Genomic DNA, 14,065 nt, shown 5'->3' on the forward strand with positions numbered 1-14,065 from the left:
AAAAACGTGGAATTATCGGTAAAATGGCTTTATACTATTAGTATATGGATAATAAGACACCTAAAAAAGTCAAATTGTATAAGAGCTTTAGATACGCATTTGAGGGTATTTTTGCTACCGTTTTTCATGAGCGGAACATGCAGATCCACTGCCTTGTTACAGTGCTGGTGGTGATGTTCGGAATAATTCTTAAGATATCCCTTATGGAGTGGTATTTGTGCCTTCTTCTGTTTGCAATCGTTCTTAGCCTTGAGCTTGTAAATACTGCTGTTGAGGCGGTTGTCGATCTGGTGACGGAAGAAAAGCAGCCGCTTGCTAAAAAGGCAAAGGATGCTGCGGCGGGAGCGGTACTTGTTAGTGCCATTATTGCTGCGATAATTGGCGGCATCATTTTTTTCCCAAAGCTGTGGAATTTTATATTCTGATCTTTATATAGCCATAAGTGCTGCGCCTCTTTGAAGACGGCAAACACAGCACTTTGCATATGGCTTAAAGATATAACATTTTCTTTAGGAGGGTGACACATGGATAATCTTACAGACGGACTCAAAAAAATCTTACTTGCAGGCGTTGGTGCTGTTGCACTTACAGCTGAGAAAGCCGGAGAGATCCTTGAAGAAATGGTTGAAAAGGGTGAGATAACGGTTGAGCAGGGCAAGGCTCTTAATCAGGAATTAAAGCGCACTGTTAAGGAGAATGCAGGCAAGAAGGACAGCGGAGAGAAGGATTTGTCAAAGGTGGTTGACGGACTTTCATCCGAGGAGCTTACAAAGCTTAAGGAACTCATTGCAGCTGCTGAGAGTAAAGAATGACAGATTTAAGTAATCTTGTCGGCAAAATGAGAAAAATAGCCGACGCACAGGCTGACAAGGCTGAAGCTGAGAAAGCTGCAGAGAACGGTCAGCCTGTTTATGATGGCAAAATACGTAATGCTGAGGATAAAGCCAGATTTAAGGAAATAAGGGGAGTGCTTGCAAGGAACAAGATAACAAGGGGCATTTCTCCTGAAAAACTCAGGATTATTTTAGAAGAGCTTGGACCAACCTACATCAAGCTTGGGCAGATTATGTCGATGCATTCGGACATACTGCCGAAGCGATATTGTGATGAGCTGTCCAAGCTTAATTTTGATGTTCCGCCCATGCCTTTTTCAGAGGTGATAGATATAATCGAGGAATCCTACGGAGGACCCTTTACTGATGTCTTCGAATGGATTGATGAAAAGACTCTCGGTTCAGCTTCTATAGCGCAGGTACACAGAGCAAGGCTTAACGAGAATTGTGCTAACGGTAAGGGAAGAGACGTTATCATCAAGGTACAGCGAAAAGGTGTATTTGAGATAATGTCAAGGGATATTAGTCTTCTTCATCGTCTGGTGAAGCTCATGCCGCCGGTAGGCGACCTTAAGAATATCGTGGATCTTGATATGATCCTTGATGAGATGTGGGGCGTTGCCAGAGAGGAGATGGACTTCTTAAAGGAAGCCTGCAACATCGCAGAGTTTAAGAGCAACAATAAGGACATTAAATATGTTGACTGCCCTGACATGTACATTGAGTACACGACTGATAAGGTCCTTGTGATGGAATATGTGGGTGGATGCTCCATTGATGATGTTGAGTATCTTACGTCACATGGTTATGATCTTGATGAGATCGGGCAAAAATATGCAAACAGTTTTATCAAGCAGGTTATGGATGACGGCTTTTTCCATGCAGATCCGCACCCGGGCAATGTTAAAATATGCGAAGGTAAAATTGTCTGGATTGACATGGGCATGATGGGAAGGCTCTCCGATAGAGACAGAAGACTTATGGTGCGGGGAGTCAGAAGCATAGCCATGCATGATATTCAGGCTACAGTAAATGCAGTTTTGGATCTTGGTGATGTTCAGGGGGCTCCCGACAGAGAAAAGCTATATGTCGAGGTTAAAAACTTCCTCGATCAGTATGGCTCCATATCCTTTGGAAGCCTTGATATAGCTGCAGCTCTGCAGTGCCTTATGGACATCATGAAGGAAAATGGTATAGCACTTCCTCACGGTATGACTATGCTGTGCAGAGGGCTGGCGCATGTGCAGGGTGTTCTTGCAACAATATCTCCGGATATAAACATGATTCAGATTGCCACATCAAGAATAACTGATGATTTTATTCAGAATCTTGATATCAGAGAGGAATTCACAAAATACAGCCGTGCCTTTTACAGGGCTGCAGACAGAGGAATCGAGATTCCTGCTCTCACCTCACAGGTTATGAAAGAGTATCTTGCAGGTCAGAGTAAGGTTAATATAAACATCAATCCTTCCAAGGAATTCGATGAGCTGATCTATTCCTCCATAAGGAATATGGTCATTGGACTTGGAGTAGCTGCACTTCTTATTGCGTCCAGCGTTATGTGCACAACCTCCATGGAACCCAGAATATTTGGAATCCCTGTACTTGGAGCTGTAGGCTTTTCCTTTGCTATGATAGTGAGCGGCTTTTTGATCCTGAGAAACATAGGCCTGAAAATTTTGGCTCGCAGAAGACGACGCAGAAAATAAAAAGCCCCTGCAAGCCCCATTTCTTCTGCGCTCGGCTGACCATTAAAACAGGGGAAGTTTGTATAAGCATATGCCGCCCAAGGCATAGAACTCAGACATGCTTTGGGCGGCATATATACAAACTTCCCCTGTTTTAATAGCCTCGCCAGCAGACGAAATGGGGCTTGCAGGGGATTTAGATGCAGGGAGTTCTGATATAATCAGCGCTCGTTGCCCCAGAAGAACAGGCCAAGCATACCGGGGCCTACGTGAGCTCCTGAGAAGGGTTCATGCTGACTGATGGTTATATTGGCATCGGGGGTTATCTCTTTTACCATCTCTGCCAGTTTATTGGCATCTTCTATGCAATCACCATGTGATATGCATACGATTTTATCATCTGTATCCATGTGCTTTTCAGAATACTTTTGAATGATGGTTCTGATGGCGTTTTTGCGTCCTCTGACTTTATCACAGGAGACGATATGCCCTGTGCTGTCTCCAAAAAGTATGGGTTTGATATTAAGGATGGTGCCAATCTGGGCTGTTACACCGCTTACACGGCCTGTATTTTTAAGGAAGTTCAGGTCATCAACTGTGAAATACTGGCAGGCATGAGGAACTGCTTCATCAAGAATTTTTGCTGCCTCTTTGGTATCTACGCCCTCCTTATTTAGCTTAGCTGCCTTGAGAGCAAGGATTCCGTTGCCAAATCCGCAGCCGTGGGAATCAACGATGTGGATAAAACTGCCCGGATATTCCTCCATAAGCTCGGTTGCAGCAGCGATTGCCGCATTGTAGGTGCCGCTGATGCCGGAACTCATTGCGATATATATGATGTCACCGCCGTTACTTGCGATGGGAGTAAAATACTCCAAAAATAAAGCTGTATTTAAAAGACTGGTTTTTACCTTGTCACCGTTTTTCAGGCCTTCGTAGTATGCGTGGCCGTCAAAATCCTCGATGTCGCCTGTGTAGGTCACGGGTTCATCATTCACCAGATAGCTGCACGGCAGTAAGCTGATCCCATCAAGAAGTTTTTTTGGCAGGTTGGCGCAGCCATCTGCAAACACTGTAAAACTCACTATTCATTCCTCCACAAAAGTTATAAAATGGTAACTGTCAAAAAGCAAAATACATTGATTGATTTTTGTAGAATTGCCGGATGACAGACATAAAAAATGTGCTGGTAAGCACGTAGTTTATTATACCACATTTGTTCGAATAATAGTGTAACAGATATGCCATAAATGGCTTAAATATCAGAAAGAAGGGGAGATACAAGATGAATATTTGCTTACTTAATGATTCGTTTCCGCCGGTTATAGATGGTGTCGCTAATGTAGTTATGAACTATGGAAAAATTCTCTCAGAAAGTATGGGAGCAAAGGTTGTAGTTGGAACACCGGAATATCCCAATGCTGATTATGAGGGATATCCCTACAAGGTTATTCCCTACAGCAGTATCGATACTACGGATTTCGTAAAGGGGTATCGCACGGGCAACCCACTTGCTATGAGAGAGATAATGCAGATGGCGGAGTTTGGACCTGATATTATCCACACTCATTGCCCTGCTGTATCCTCGATAATGGCGAGAATATTACAGAATGAAACCGGCGCACCGATAGTTTTCACTTATCACACCAAGTTTGATGTTGATATTGCCAGAGCAGTAGGTGAAGGTTTTCTGAAAAAAGAAACCATAAAAGCAATGATAAAGAATATATCTGTAAGTGATGAAGTCTGGGTGGTTTCCGAAGGTGCGGGAGAAAACCTTAAATCCCTTGGTTATGAGGGGGAGCTTAGGGTTATGAGTAACGGCGTCGATTTTCCTAAGGGCAGAATTGATAAAGACAGGGTTAAGGAGGTAACAAGTGCCTTTGACCTTCCTGAAAATGTGCCTGCTTTCCTTTTTGTGGGAAGAATGATGAAGTACAAGGGACTTCCAATAATAGTTGATGCCATGAAAAAACTCTCAGAGGAGGGCGTGGATTATCGAATGATCTTTATCGGAGGCGGTGCCGACTGCGAGGAAATGCAGAAAAAGGCCATAGAATATGGCATAACTGTTGACATAGTAACTGAGGATTCTGATAAGAAGGGGATAGAAGTATTTATAGATGGCAAGAAAAAGAAGCTTGTTACGGTTAACGGCTCAGGTAGTATGTCCGGCAGAGTGATCTTTGCAGGCCCCGAGCATGACAGGGAAAAGCTTCGTGCCTGGAATACGAGAGCTGATCTGTTCCTGTTTCCTTCTGTATATGACACAAACGGTATCGTTGTGCGCGAGGCAGCAGCCTGCGGACTTGGAAGCGTACTTATTAAAAATTCCTGTGCTGCAGAAGGAATAACACATGCAAGGAACGGCTATCTTATAGAAGAAAACGCAGAATCCATGGCAGCTCTTTTAAAAGAGGTATCAAAGGACCTTGGAGCTGTCCATGATGTTGGACAGCATGCGATGGATGAGATTTACATTTCCTGGGATGATGCAGTGCATGCTGCTTATGAGAGATACGGTGTCATCAGGGACATGGTAGCAGACGGAACTCTCAAGAGAAGAAAGAAGGAGAGTGCGGATTACATACTGGAATCTGCTTCCATGATAGTGAAAGGAACCAGCCAGATTTTTGATATTCCCCGCAATATTTACGGTGGCATGAAGGAAAACTTCGAGGACTTCAAGGAGGATTTTATGGAGGACTTCGAGGAATTCAAGGATAAGCTTCCGGATGGAGTCAAGGAATTTTCAGAGAATGTAAAAGAGGTTACCGAGACCGCAAAGGAAAACGTGAAAAAGAATGTGAAAAAGAGCGTGGAATTTGCCGGAAAATCTGTCCTGGAGGGTCTCGACATGAGTATAAACGGAGTGAAGATGGACTGAGAAATTTCTTCTTTGCAGGTGATTGCTTATGAGTAATGAAAAGGTAAGAGAAAAAGACTGGTATAAGAGAATGGCGTTTTACCAGATATGGGTGCGCAGCTTTGCAGATGGAAATGGCGATGGCATAGGAGATCTGTACGGGGTTTACGATAAGCTTGAATATGTGAAAAAGCTCGGAGTAGACGGAATCTGGTTTTCTCCGCTATATCCATCTCCCAACGCTGACTATGGATATGATATATCCGATTATAAAGATATTCACCCTGATTACGGAACTCTTGATCAGTTTAAGAAGGTGCTTCACAGGGCTCACGAACTGGGACTTAAGGTGATAATGGATCTGGTGGTCAATCACACTTCTGACGAGCATCCCTGGTTTAAGGAGAGCAGGAAGGGCAGGGATAATCCCTACAGCGACTACTACATCTGGAGAGATGAGCCTAATAACTGGGATAGTCTTTTTGAGGGTAAGGCCTGGGAGTATGACGAGGAAAGAGGCCAGTATTATCTTCATATTTTTGCGAAAAAACAGCCCGATCTGAACATGGATAATCCTAAGGTGCGCGAGGAAGTAAAATCAATCATGCGCTTCTGGCTTGACATGGGAGTTGATGGTTTTAGAGAGGATGTAATAAATTTTATATCCAAAAAGGAAGGACTTCCAAACGGAATTCCTTTTCTGCCTGCGGTTAACGGAATGCCTTTTTATAAGGACGGTCCTCATATTCATGAATATCTTGCTGAGTTTAGAGAAGTCTGCAAGGAATATGACTGTTTTCAGATAGGCGAAGGACCTATGACAACGGTTAACTCTGCACTGAAATATCTGACAGGGGATAATAAGTCACTTGATATGATGATTTCCTTTGATCACATGATGGCTGACTGTGTTTATACCGAATATATTCACAGACCTTTTTCTCTGGTAAAGCTTAAGAAGGCTTTTACAAAGTGGCAGACCACTCTTGCGGGCAAGGCCTGGAACAGTCTTTACCTGGAAAATCATGATCATCCGCGTGTTATCAGCAGATACGGAAGTGAATATTATCACAGGGAAAGCGGCACTATGCTTGCTGCATGCTACCTGTTTTTGCAGGGGACGCCTTTTATTTATCAGGGACAGGAGATAGGTATGACCAACATCCGCCTGAATTCCATTGATAAGTATATTGATGTGTCCAGTAAGACCAACTACAACACTTACCATCTTAAGGAGTCGATTGAGAAAAGACTCAGGAGGATTCATCTGTCAAGCAGGGATTCCGCCAGAACTCCGGTGCAGTGGAGTGATTCCAAATATGCCGGATTTTCCAAGGTGAAACCTTGGTTTTATGTTAATCCCAATTACAGGAAGATAAATGTTGCATCTCAGGAGAAGGATGAGTTCAGCATTCTCAATTTTTACAGAAAATGTCTTGCACTCAGAAAAAGTTCAAAAGCACTTCTATATGGGGATTATAAAGAGTATAATCCAAAGGACGTCAACATTTATATGTATGAGCGTACACTTGGAAATGTCAGTTATCTGATTGTATGTTCATTCTCGAGATTGCCGGTAAAGGTAAGCATTCCTGACAAATACATAGGGAAAAAGGGACAGCTGATGTTGTGCAATTATCCTGACAGAAGGCAGTACATGAGATATGGCACCGGCTTTAGTGAGCTTGTAAAGAAACTTGGAAACGGAGCTGTTGCAAAAACCGATGCGCCTGACCAGGGTGTTGATAATGTGCTGCAGGACCTTATGAGGAGCGAGCTTTGCACATATGCGGTGAGACATGGAATGTACAGACCTTATGAGACGAGGATTTACAGGTTTAAGATGTCGTAATGGCAGATGTTTTCTTTTGCGGTAACAGAATAGGCGGGAATTTTTATATGTTAATAATTATGAGGAGATGTATGAAAAAATGACAATTGATGCTTACTTGAATTCGGATTTCACATGGCTTCAGAAGCTTTTGTTTTTTGCTGTGGGTCTTGTGGGTGTTCTTGTTTGTGATTTGGTTCTTCTTGGAGGAGCGAGGTTTACTTCGTCCTTCATGCCAAGGCGGGAGAGAAGAAATGCGGTTCCTGTTAAGTTTCACAAATATCTTCAGCTTTTTTATGAGATGATAATCTCAGGGACTTCAGTTATATCCTTTGCCTGCGCATATGTGGTGCTAAATCATATTTATTCACTGATGCAGGGCGGTGCAGGACGATCCGGAGTGGTGCTACAGTATTTTTATCAGCTGTGGACAGATGGCAAGGACTTTATACTGCTGCTTTTAATCTGTCTGTCCATTGTTTTAAATACTATTCTTGATAGCCTTATTATTCCGCTGGGAAGGCTTGCCAAGGAGGAAAAGGCTGCAGTCAGAATGCTTGGAATGTTCTATGCAATTATCATTCTGGTGTATCTTAATCTGATTGGGGACGAGAGTGAGTACAGCCCTGTAATGATGTATTATCTTGGACTTATGGTCGGTAGATTTGTATATTTTGATGCATCCTTTATGGACTTTTTAGACGCTATTAAAAATGCATTTTTAAGACTGCCGATACTGGTTCTTTGTATGGTTTTGTGCTCGGGAATGTGTTTCTTTGGCTTTGGAATGGGATATCTTCTTGAGAGAAATTACTATATTGTAGGCGTCTTTTATACACATTTATTCTTGCTGGGGGCAGTATTTCTGGTGCATAATAGCAAAATAATGAAGTTTCTGGTAAGAGAAAATAAAACAGATGAGGAGTCAGATTATGAAAGAGATGAACAGGTTTAAAGCGATTTTACCTATAATTGGGATATGCACTTTGGTTGCGGGTTGTACACCTACTCAGCAAAGCGGCGCAGATGACGGACTATTTCAGAATCAAACCGAGAATGAACAGGCTGCAGCAGAATCTGAGGCAGAGGCGGAGAATTCTGATAGCAGCGCTGGCGGTGAAGAGACAGCACAGGACAGTCAGAGTGAAAAAGCTGAGGCTGCTGAGGGTGACAATGGCGGAGCGCCGGAGAGCACTGATGGTCAGGTCCCCGAATCTTTGTCAAAGGTTGTGGCCGGAGATGGCAAGATCAGCCTGGATTTTTACAACAATAATATATTGAAAAATGTGGATTATCCTTCAGATATTGAGGAGCTTATTCAGCTTGTGCCGGCAGATAAAGAGTATAGTTTATCTGAGCTTATGGCAGAGTTTAACAAGACTTTCAATGACGAGAATAATTACTTTCAGCACGGAGATATAACAGGAGCGGAGTATGCATACCTTGACTGCGGATCTGACGGGGTTAAGGAGCTGGCAATCAGACTTACAGGTCCTTTTGTGGAGCAGGAAGGTGAAGCAACACTTATTTTGAAGGATATTGAGGGTAAAGCGCAGATTGTTTATGGCTTTGAAAACTGGTCACGAAGCTTTACTGAGATAAATAACTGCGGCCTCATTTCCGGAAGCGGCAGCAACGGTGCATCCAATCATGGAGTCGATATGTCTATAATAGATGCTGACGGTAATTACCGTTTTGGCTACTATGAAGAGCAGGAGTATGACCTGGACAGCTTTGCCATGATGAGAGAACATGATGAATTTGATGCTTCATCTCTTGATGGTGCGATTTGCATATATACCCTCAGACTCAGCGATTACCAAGACGAAGGTAGCGATCAGGACTGGTATTATTCCTATGAGGTAGTTGATAAGGAAAACTATGAGAAAATAGATGTGCCGAATCTTTACACCGATAGCGAGTACAAAAAAATCATGGATTCCTTCAAGGAATATAGCTTCATTTCAATGGATGAGCTTGAAAAGGTAAAGGCTGAAAAGCTCTCATCTTTGGGTGTGACAGATGAAATCATGAATGCCATGGGACCTTCATTTGAGCCTGTTGATCCTGCTGTAACCGGATTTACTTCAGCAGCTGTCGAAACTGCCCCGGAGGAAAAGGTTGTAAAGGATGCAGAGCCTATTGTGGATGATGGCTCAGTGCAGAGTGAAATTGCCATGGTTGAGGCAAAACACCAGGAGTATGAAAACCTTGACTGGGAGGCTATGCCTCAGCAGGAGATGAATATAACTTCTTATGAGATGTTTGAGTTGTGGGACAACGAACTTAACTCAGTTTGGAGCAAGCTCACAGAGGAGGTAACTCCTGAGAAGAAAGAAGAACTCCTTAAGGATCAGAGAGAGTGGATAAAGAGAAAAGAAGCTGCTGTTAAGGAAGCAGGAAGTGAAGCTCTTGGTGGAACACTTCAGCCTCTTCTTGAAAATGGTACCGGATGGTCATACACAAGAAAAAGGGTATACTATCTTGCAGGCGTTCTTGCAGAGACCAGAGGTGAGAGCTTCGAGGTACCTGCTGAAGTGGAAGAGAGTTTCAAGGATATTGATCAGTAATCCCACCTGACGTTGAAAAATTGATATATTGTTTTGTATAATATTGTCAACGATAATTTGATAATTGCTTATGTCGGGGGACAATATGAAAGTTCATTCTATCAAGGAACAACGTGAATCTGCAGAATCATTTATATTGCGTGCAGGAGAGTTTGAGCAGCAGGGCAGCAGCGTGGATGAATACGCTGTTCTCATTGAGGGGCTCCGTGCGCATTATGATAATTATGAATTGTATTTTATGCTTGGTCTGTATTATCGATATAGAAATGCAGATCAGGCATTTTTATGTTTTGAGAATGCTTTGCATTACTGCGATGAACCTGAGGATGAAAAGGTTATTCAAGATGCAATAAGCGATGTCAGAGACAGAGCCTTTGTTCGAAATACTTCGATTGTGATTGTGTCCTATAATGATGCGGAGCTCTGCAAAGAGTGTCTGAATGCCATAAGAAGATATTGCCAGGAAGACAGCTATGAGGTCATTATTGTGGATAATGCATCCACTGATGAAGAGCTGCGGAGCTTTTTGCGGGAAAAGTGCGATTCGGATCATCATATTAAACTCATACAAAATGAAAAAAACGAAGGATTTCCTGCAGGTTGTAACAAAGGGCTTCTTGCTGCAAATCCTGAAAATGATGTATTTTTCCTTAATAATGATGCAATTCTTATGCCAAACTCTCTGTTCTGGCTAAAGATGGGACTGTACTCAGACAAAAGAAACGGGGCGGCCGGGGCGGTGACCAATTGCGCTCCATCACAGGAAGTGTCCATGGAATCCATTGAGCCGTATCTCAGAGAGGCACCCATGATTGAATCAAGGCCTCTTGAAAGTGTATCGGGGAATATCATAAAGCGTGATGATATGTTCCGTGTGGATGATAATCCTACACAAAGGGATCACCGTTGGTGGAGAACAATAAGCCTTGAGACAGCCCTTGAGACAGCCAAGAGCTATGCAAAGGACCATAATGTTCCAATGTGGAATCCGATAGAGGTCAGGTGCAGACTTACCGGGTTCGCACTTTTGGTAAAAAGAGAAGCACTTGGAAGCGTCCTCATGAACGGAGGGCAGGCTATATTTGATGAGCGCTTCTCACCGGGATATTTCGAGGATGATGACCTTGGAATCCGTCTGTGCCTTGCAGGATGGCGCCAGATTCTGTGTCACAATGCTTTCATCTATCATCACGGCGGAAGCGGATTTGACAAAAATGATGCTATGGAAAGATCCAGAGAGAAGTTTACTGAGAAGTGGGGCTTTGATATCTGGAATTACACTTTGCCTGAAGATGACAAAATCACGTCACTGATGAGGGCGATATCTGAAAAGGACTTAAATTGTGAAGGCGTTAATTCTGATTTTCCAGGTCAGAGCAGCTCATCTGCAGCTGCCGGCTCAAACCCGGAGAAAAAGATAAGGCTCTATAACCGGGTTCTCAGGATTCTTGATATTAATGCCGGAATGGGAACTACTTTATCTGCCATAAAGTATCAGATGCCGGATAGTTATACGGCGGGGATTACCAATGCGGATGTATTTGCAGGACTATCAAAATATATGGTTAATGACATGGTATCAGGTGACCCTGAGCTTGTGACTTTTCCATGGCCTGAGCACAGCTTTGACTACATAATTGTGGGTGATGTTGCGGCAAGAGCAGCAAATCCGGAACAACTGCTTAGAAAACTTAGGATGTATTTAAAGGTCGACGGTAGGATAATAAATACAATTACGGAAACGTGATAGCTTTTTGAAACGAAAAAACGAAAAAATAATTCAAATTATTTTCAAAATTTTGTATGTAATTCCGTTAAATATTTTGAAATTTTCTAATTTTTCTAAAATTTCAATTTGAACATTGTCGACTGAGTGAAAATTTCAGAAACGAAAAAATGTGCATGGGTGTTGGGTTTGAGGTATCAAGACTAGATTCCATGCACTTTTTGTCATTATGTCCAAAAATCGCAGACAAATTTATTGAATTTTATTATAAAATTTTAGAAAAAAATAAGTGACGAAAAACCGTTCATAAGGTATACTTGAAACTGCTACAAAATGACGTAATAACATTTAACTTTTTGTAGCTGTAAAAACCGTGTTCATTTATCAGGGATGATTCGGCGTGGGACGGTTCGAGAAAAATATAATTGAAGAAGATAGGAGGTAATAATATGACGAAGGCTGAAATCCTTAAAAGAGAAATTTTAGCACAGTACAAGAGTGTCAGACAGTTCGCGATAGATATGTCGATTCCATATAGCACACTGGTAACAGCATTAGACAGAGGTATTGAAGGAATGGCTTACGGTACGGTTATCCGTATGTGTGATAAGCTTAATCTGAACCCTGTTGACTTCAGTACTCTTGAGAAGGGTACCGATCTTGGAAACAAGATTGTAGAAAATCGCGTAATGCAGCAGTATGTAAAGCTCAATAAGGTAGGACGCAAGAAAGTTCTCGATTACATGAGCGATATGACGGCTCTTGAGAAATATCAGGCATAAGATAATTTAGTGTAAAGATTTCGCCCGGAAGGCATTTGCTTTCCGGGCTTTTTTATAATACGAGGAAATTTCTCTGAAATTCCTATATTATAAAAACGCTCCGCTGTGGATGCAGAATCTTTTGCAAATTCCTTAAAACGGTGTTTTATGTTACAATTCATAAGGAAATGAATTCCTGAGCACAAAAAAGTGGTTGGGAACCTATTGTTTTTGGGAGGAGTAAATGAAATACGATTATTTAGTAGTTGGAGCCGGATTGTTTGGTTGTGTTTTTGCACATGAGATGGCAAGAGCCGGGAAAAATGTTCTGGTTATAGATAAGAGACAGCATGTCGGCGGTAATATCTATACCGAAAACCGCATGGGCATAAATGTGCATATGTATGGTGCACACATTTTCCATACATCTGACAAAAAGGTATGGGAGTACATAAACAGATTCACTGAGTTTAATCAGTATATAAACTCACCTGTGGCTGTTTTCCATGATGAACTCTACAATCTTCCTTTTAATATGAATACATTCAGTAAGCTTTGGGGAATCAGAACTCCTGATGAGGCCAGAGCTATCATAGATGAACAGGCAAGGAAAGAGGTTAAGCGTATATTAAAGGAGCGCGCTGCTAATGGCGATGAGGCAGCAGCTGAAGCTCTTGATGTGGCTGCTGCAAGCGGACAGGACATCAGGGAAGGATTTGAAGCTGCTAACCTTGAGGAGCAAGGACTTTCACTTGCCGGCCGTGATGTATTCGAGAAGCTTGTGAAGGGCTATACTGAAAAACAGTGGGGAAAGGACTGCAAAGAACTTCCTGCGTTTATAATCAGAAGACTTCCCTTCAGATTTATATATGATAACAACTATTTCAATGACAGATATCAGGGAATTCCCATGGGCGGTTATACCTCTGTTATAAATAAGCTTCTGCTTCTTGAAACATCCCAAAGTGCAGCCGAGAACAACCTTAGCGGCAGCATAACTGTTAAAACAGATACGGAATTCAAGAGATTTATGAAAATGAATGGAGATGTTCCTGCAAAGCCCTTTACTTCAATAGATGGTGACAGCTTCGGCAAAATTCTCTACACCGGAATGATCGATGAGTTCTTTGGTTACAAGCTTGGAAATCTGGAATACAGATCCTTGAGATTCGAGACAAAGGATCTTCCCGATGTGGATAACTACCAGGGAAATGCTGTTGTGAACTACACGGAGCGCGACATCCCCTACACCAGAATTATTGAGCATAAGCATTTTGAGTTCGGACAGGGTAAGGGTACCATCATTACCAAAGAATATCCTGCAGACTGGAAACCCGGTGATGAACCCTACTATCCGATGAATGATGAAAAGAATAATGAGCTCTTTACAGAATACAAAAAGCTCGCTGACGACTTTGGCGATGTTCTCTTCGGCGGACGCCTTGGCCAATACAAATATTACAACATGGATCAGGTTATCGCTGCCGCCCTTGATATGGTTGCGAATATTTGAGGTAGCTTGAGTTAATGAATCCCGGAATAATAATCCCGTTTCAATCTCGTTGCACTACGTGCATAATCGCTTGAACCGGGAATATTATTTCCGGGATTTTTTTACAGTCTAGCAGCAACATGGTCTATGACCTGCTGAATTTTATGGAATAGAAAAAGAAATATAACAAAGAAGTAAGCGAAAAAATATATCCCGTTACAATCGATTATGCGCGAAGCAGCAACATGGTATATGACCTGCTGAATTTTATGGAATAGAAAAAAGAAATATAACA

The 14,065-nt window shown here is 42.3% G+C and carries 11 protein-coding genes; 10 read left to right on the forward strand and 1 reads right to left on the reverse strand.

Going from position 1 to position 14,065, the window contains the following annotated elements; translation table 11 throughout:
• Nucleotides 1-44: 44 nt before the first annotated feature.
• The 3 genes from ACHCNF_RS13805 (at nucleotide 45) to ACHCNF_RS13815 (ending at nucleotide 2,545) form a co-directional block, all read left to right on the forward strand.
• On the forward strand, nucleotides 45-425 hold the full coding sequence (locus tag ACHCNF_RS13805) for a diacylglycerol kinase family protein (RefSeq protein WP_408070329.1): 381 nt from the start codon (nucleotides 45-47) through the stop codon (nucleotides 423-425).
• A gap of 99 nt (nucleotides 426-524) precedes the next feature.
• Nucleotides 525-812 carry a phasin family protein gene (locus ACHCNF_RS13810; protein ID WP_408070330.1) on the forward strand — a complete coding sequence of 96 codons (288 nt, stop codon included), beginning with the start codon at nucleotides 525-527 and terminating at the stop codon, nucleotides 810-812.
• Nucleotides 809-2,545 carry an ABC1 kinase family protein gene (locus tag ACHCNF_RS13815; RefSeq protein ID WP_408070331.1) on the forward strand — a complete coding sequence of 579 codons (1,737 nt, stop codon included), beginning with the start codon at nucleotides 809-811 and terminating at the stop codon, nucleotides 2,543-2,545. The genes ACHCNF_RS13810 and ACHCNF_RS13815 overlap by 4 nt, the downstream gene beginning before the upstream one ends.
• Nucleotides 2,546-2,745: 200 nt before the next feature.
• On the opposite strand, the gene ACHCNF_RS13820 is transcribed toward ACHCNF_RS13815, so the two are convergent.
• The gene (locus ACHCNF_RS13820) at nucleotides 2,746-3,609 is read right to left on the reverse strand and encodes a DegV family protein (RefSeq protein ID WP_408070332.1); all 864 of its coding nucleotides are present in this window, start codon (nucleotides 3,607-3,609) and stop codon (nucleotides 2,746-2,748) included.
• A gap of 200 nt (nucleotides 3,610-3,809) precedes the next feature.
• Between ACHCNF_RS13820 and ACHCNF_RS13825 the strand changes: the two genes are divergently transcribed.
• From ACHCNF_RS13825 to ACHCNF_RS13855, 7 genes are all read left to right on the forward strand, one after another.
• Complete coding sequence (locus tag ACHCNF_RS13825; RefSeq protein ID WP_408070333.1) at nucleotides 3,810-5,411, forward strand: glycosyltransferase; 1,602 nt, start codon at nucleotides 3,810-3,812, stop codon at nucleotides 5,409-5,411.
• A gap of 28 nt (nucleotides 5,412-5,439) precedes the next feature.
• Nucleotides 5,440-7,242: an alpha-glucosidase gene (locus tag ACHCNF_RS13830; protein WP_408070334.1), complete on the forward strand. Its 1,803-nt coding sequence runs from the start codon at nucleotides 5,440-5,442 to the stop codon at nucleotides 7,240-7,242.
• Nucleotides 7,243-7,321: 79 nt separating this feature from the next.
• On the forward strand, nucleotides 7,322-8,176 hold the full coding sequence (locus ACHCNF_RS13835) for a hypothetical protein (protein WP_408070335.1): 855 nt from the start codon (nucleotides 7,322-7,324) through the stop codon (nucleotides 8,174-8,176).
• Nucleotides 8,154-9,791 (forward strand): lysozyme inhibitor LprI family protein, encoded by a 1,638-nt coding sequence (locus ACHCNF_RS13840; RefSeq protein ID WP_408070336.1) that lies wholly within the window; start codon nucleotides 8,154-8,156, stop codon nucleotides 9,789-9,791. The genes ACHCNF_RS13835 and ACHCNF_RS13840 overlap by 23 nt, the downstream gene beginning before the upstream one ends.
• An 85-nt stretch (nucleotides 9,792-9,876) precedes the next feature.
• A complete protein-coding gene (locus ACHCNF_RS13845; protein ID WP_408070337.1) occupies nucleotides 9,877-11,538 on the forward strand; it encodes a glycosyltransferase in 1,662 nt (553 codons plus the stop codon).
• A gap of 428 nt (nucleotides 11,539-11,966) precedes the next feature.
• Entirely contained in the window at nucleotides 11,967-12,299 is a 333-nt protein-coding gene (locus tag ACHCNF_RS13850) for a hypothetical protein (RefSeq protein WP_022760825.1), read from the forward strand.
• A gap of 223 nt (nucleotides 12,300-12,522) precedes the next feature.
• Nucleotides 12,523-13,791 carry a UDP-galactopyranose/dTDP-fucopyranose mutase family protein gene (locus tag ACHCNF_RS13855; protein WP_408070338.1) on the forward strand — a complete coding sequence of 423 codons (1,269 nt, stop codon included), beginning with the start codon at nucleotides 12,523-12,525 and terminating at the stop codon, nucleotides 13,789-13,791.
• Nucleotides 13,792-14,065: the final 274 nt, after the last annotated feature.

This window comes from Butyrivibrio sp. NATIVEDY162 (genome assembly GCF_045999815.1).
GTDB lineage: Bacteria > Bacillota > Clostridia > Lachnospirales > Lachnospiraceae > Butyrivibrio.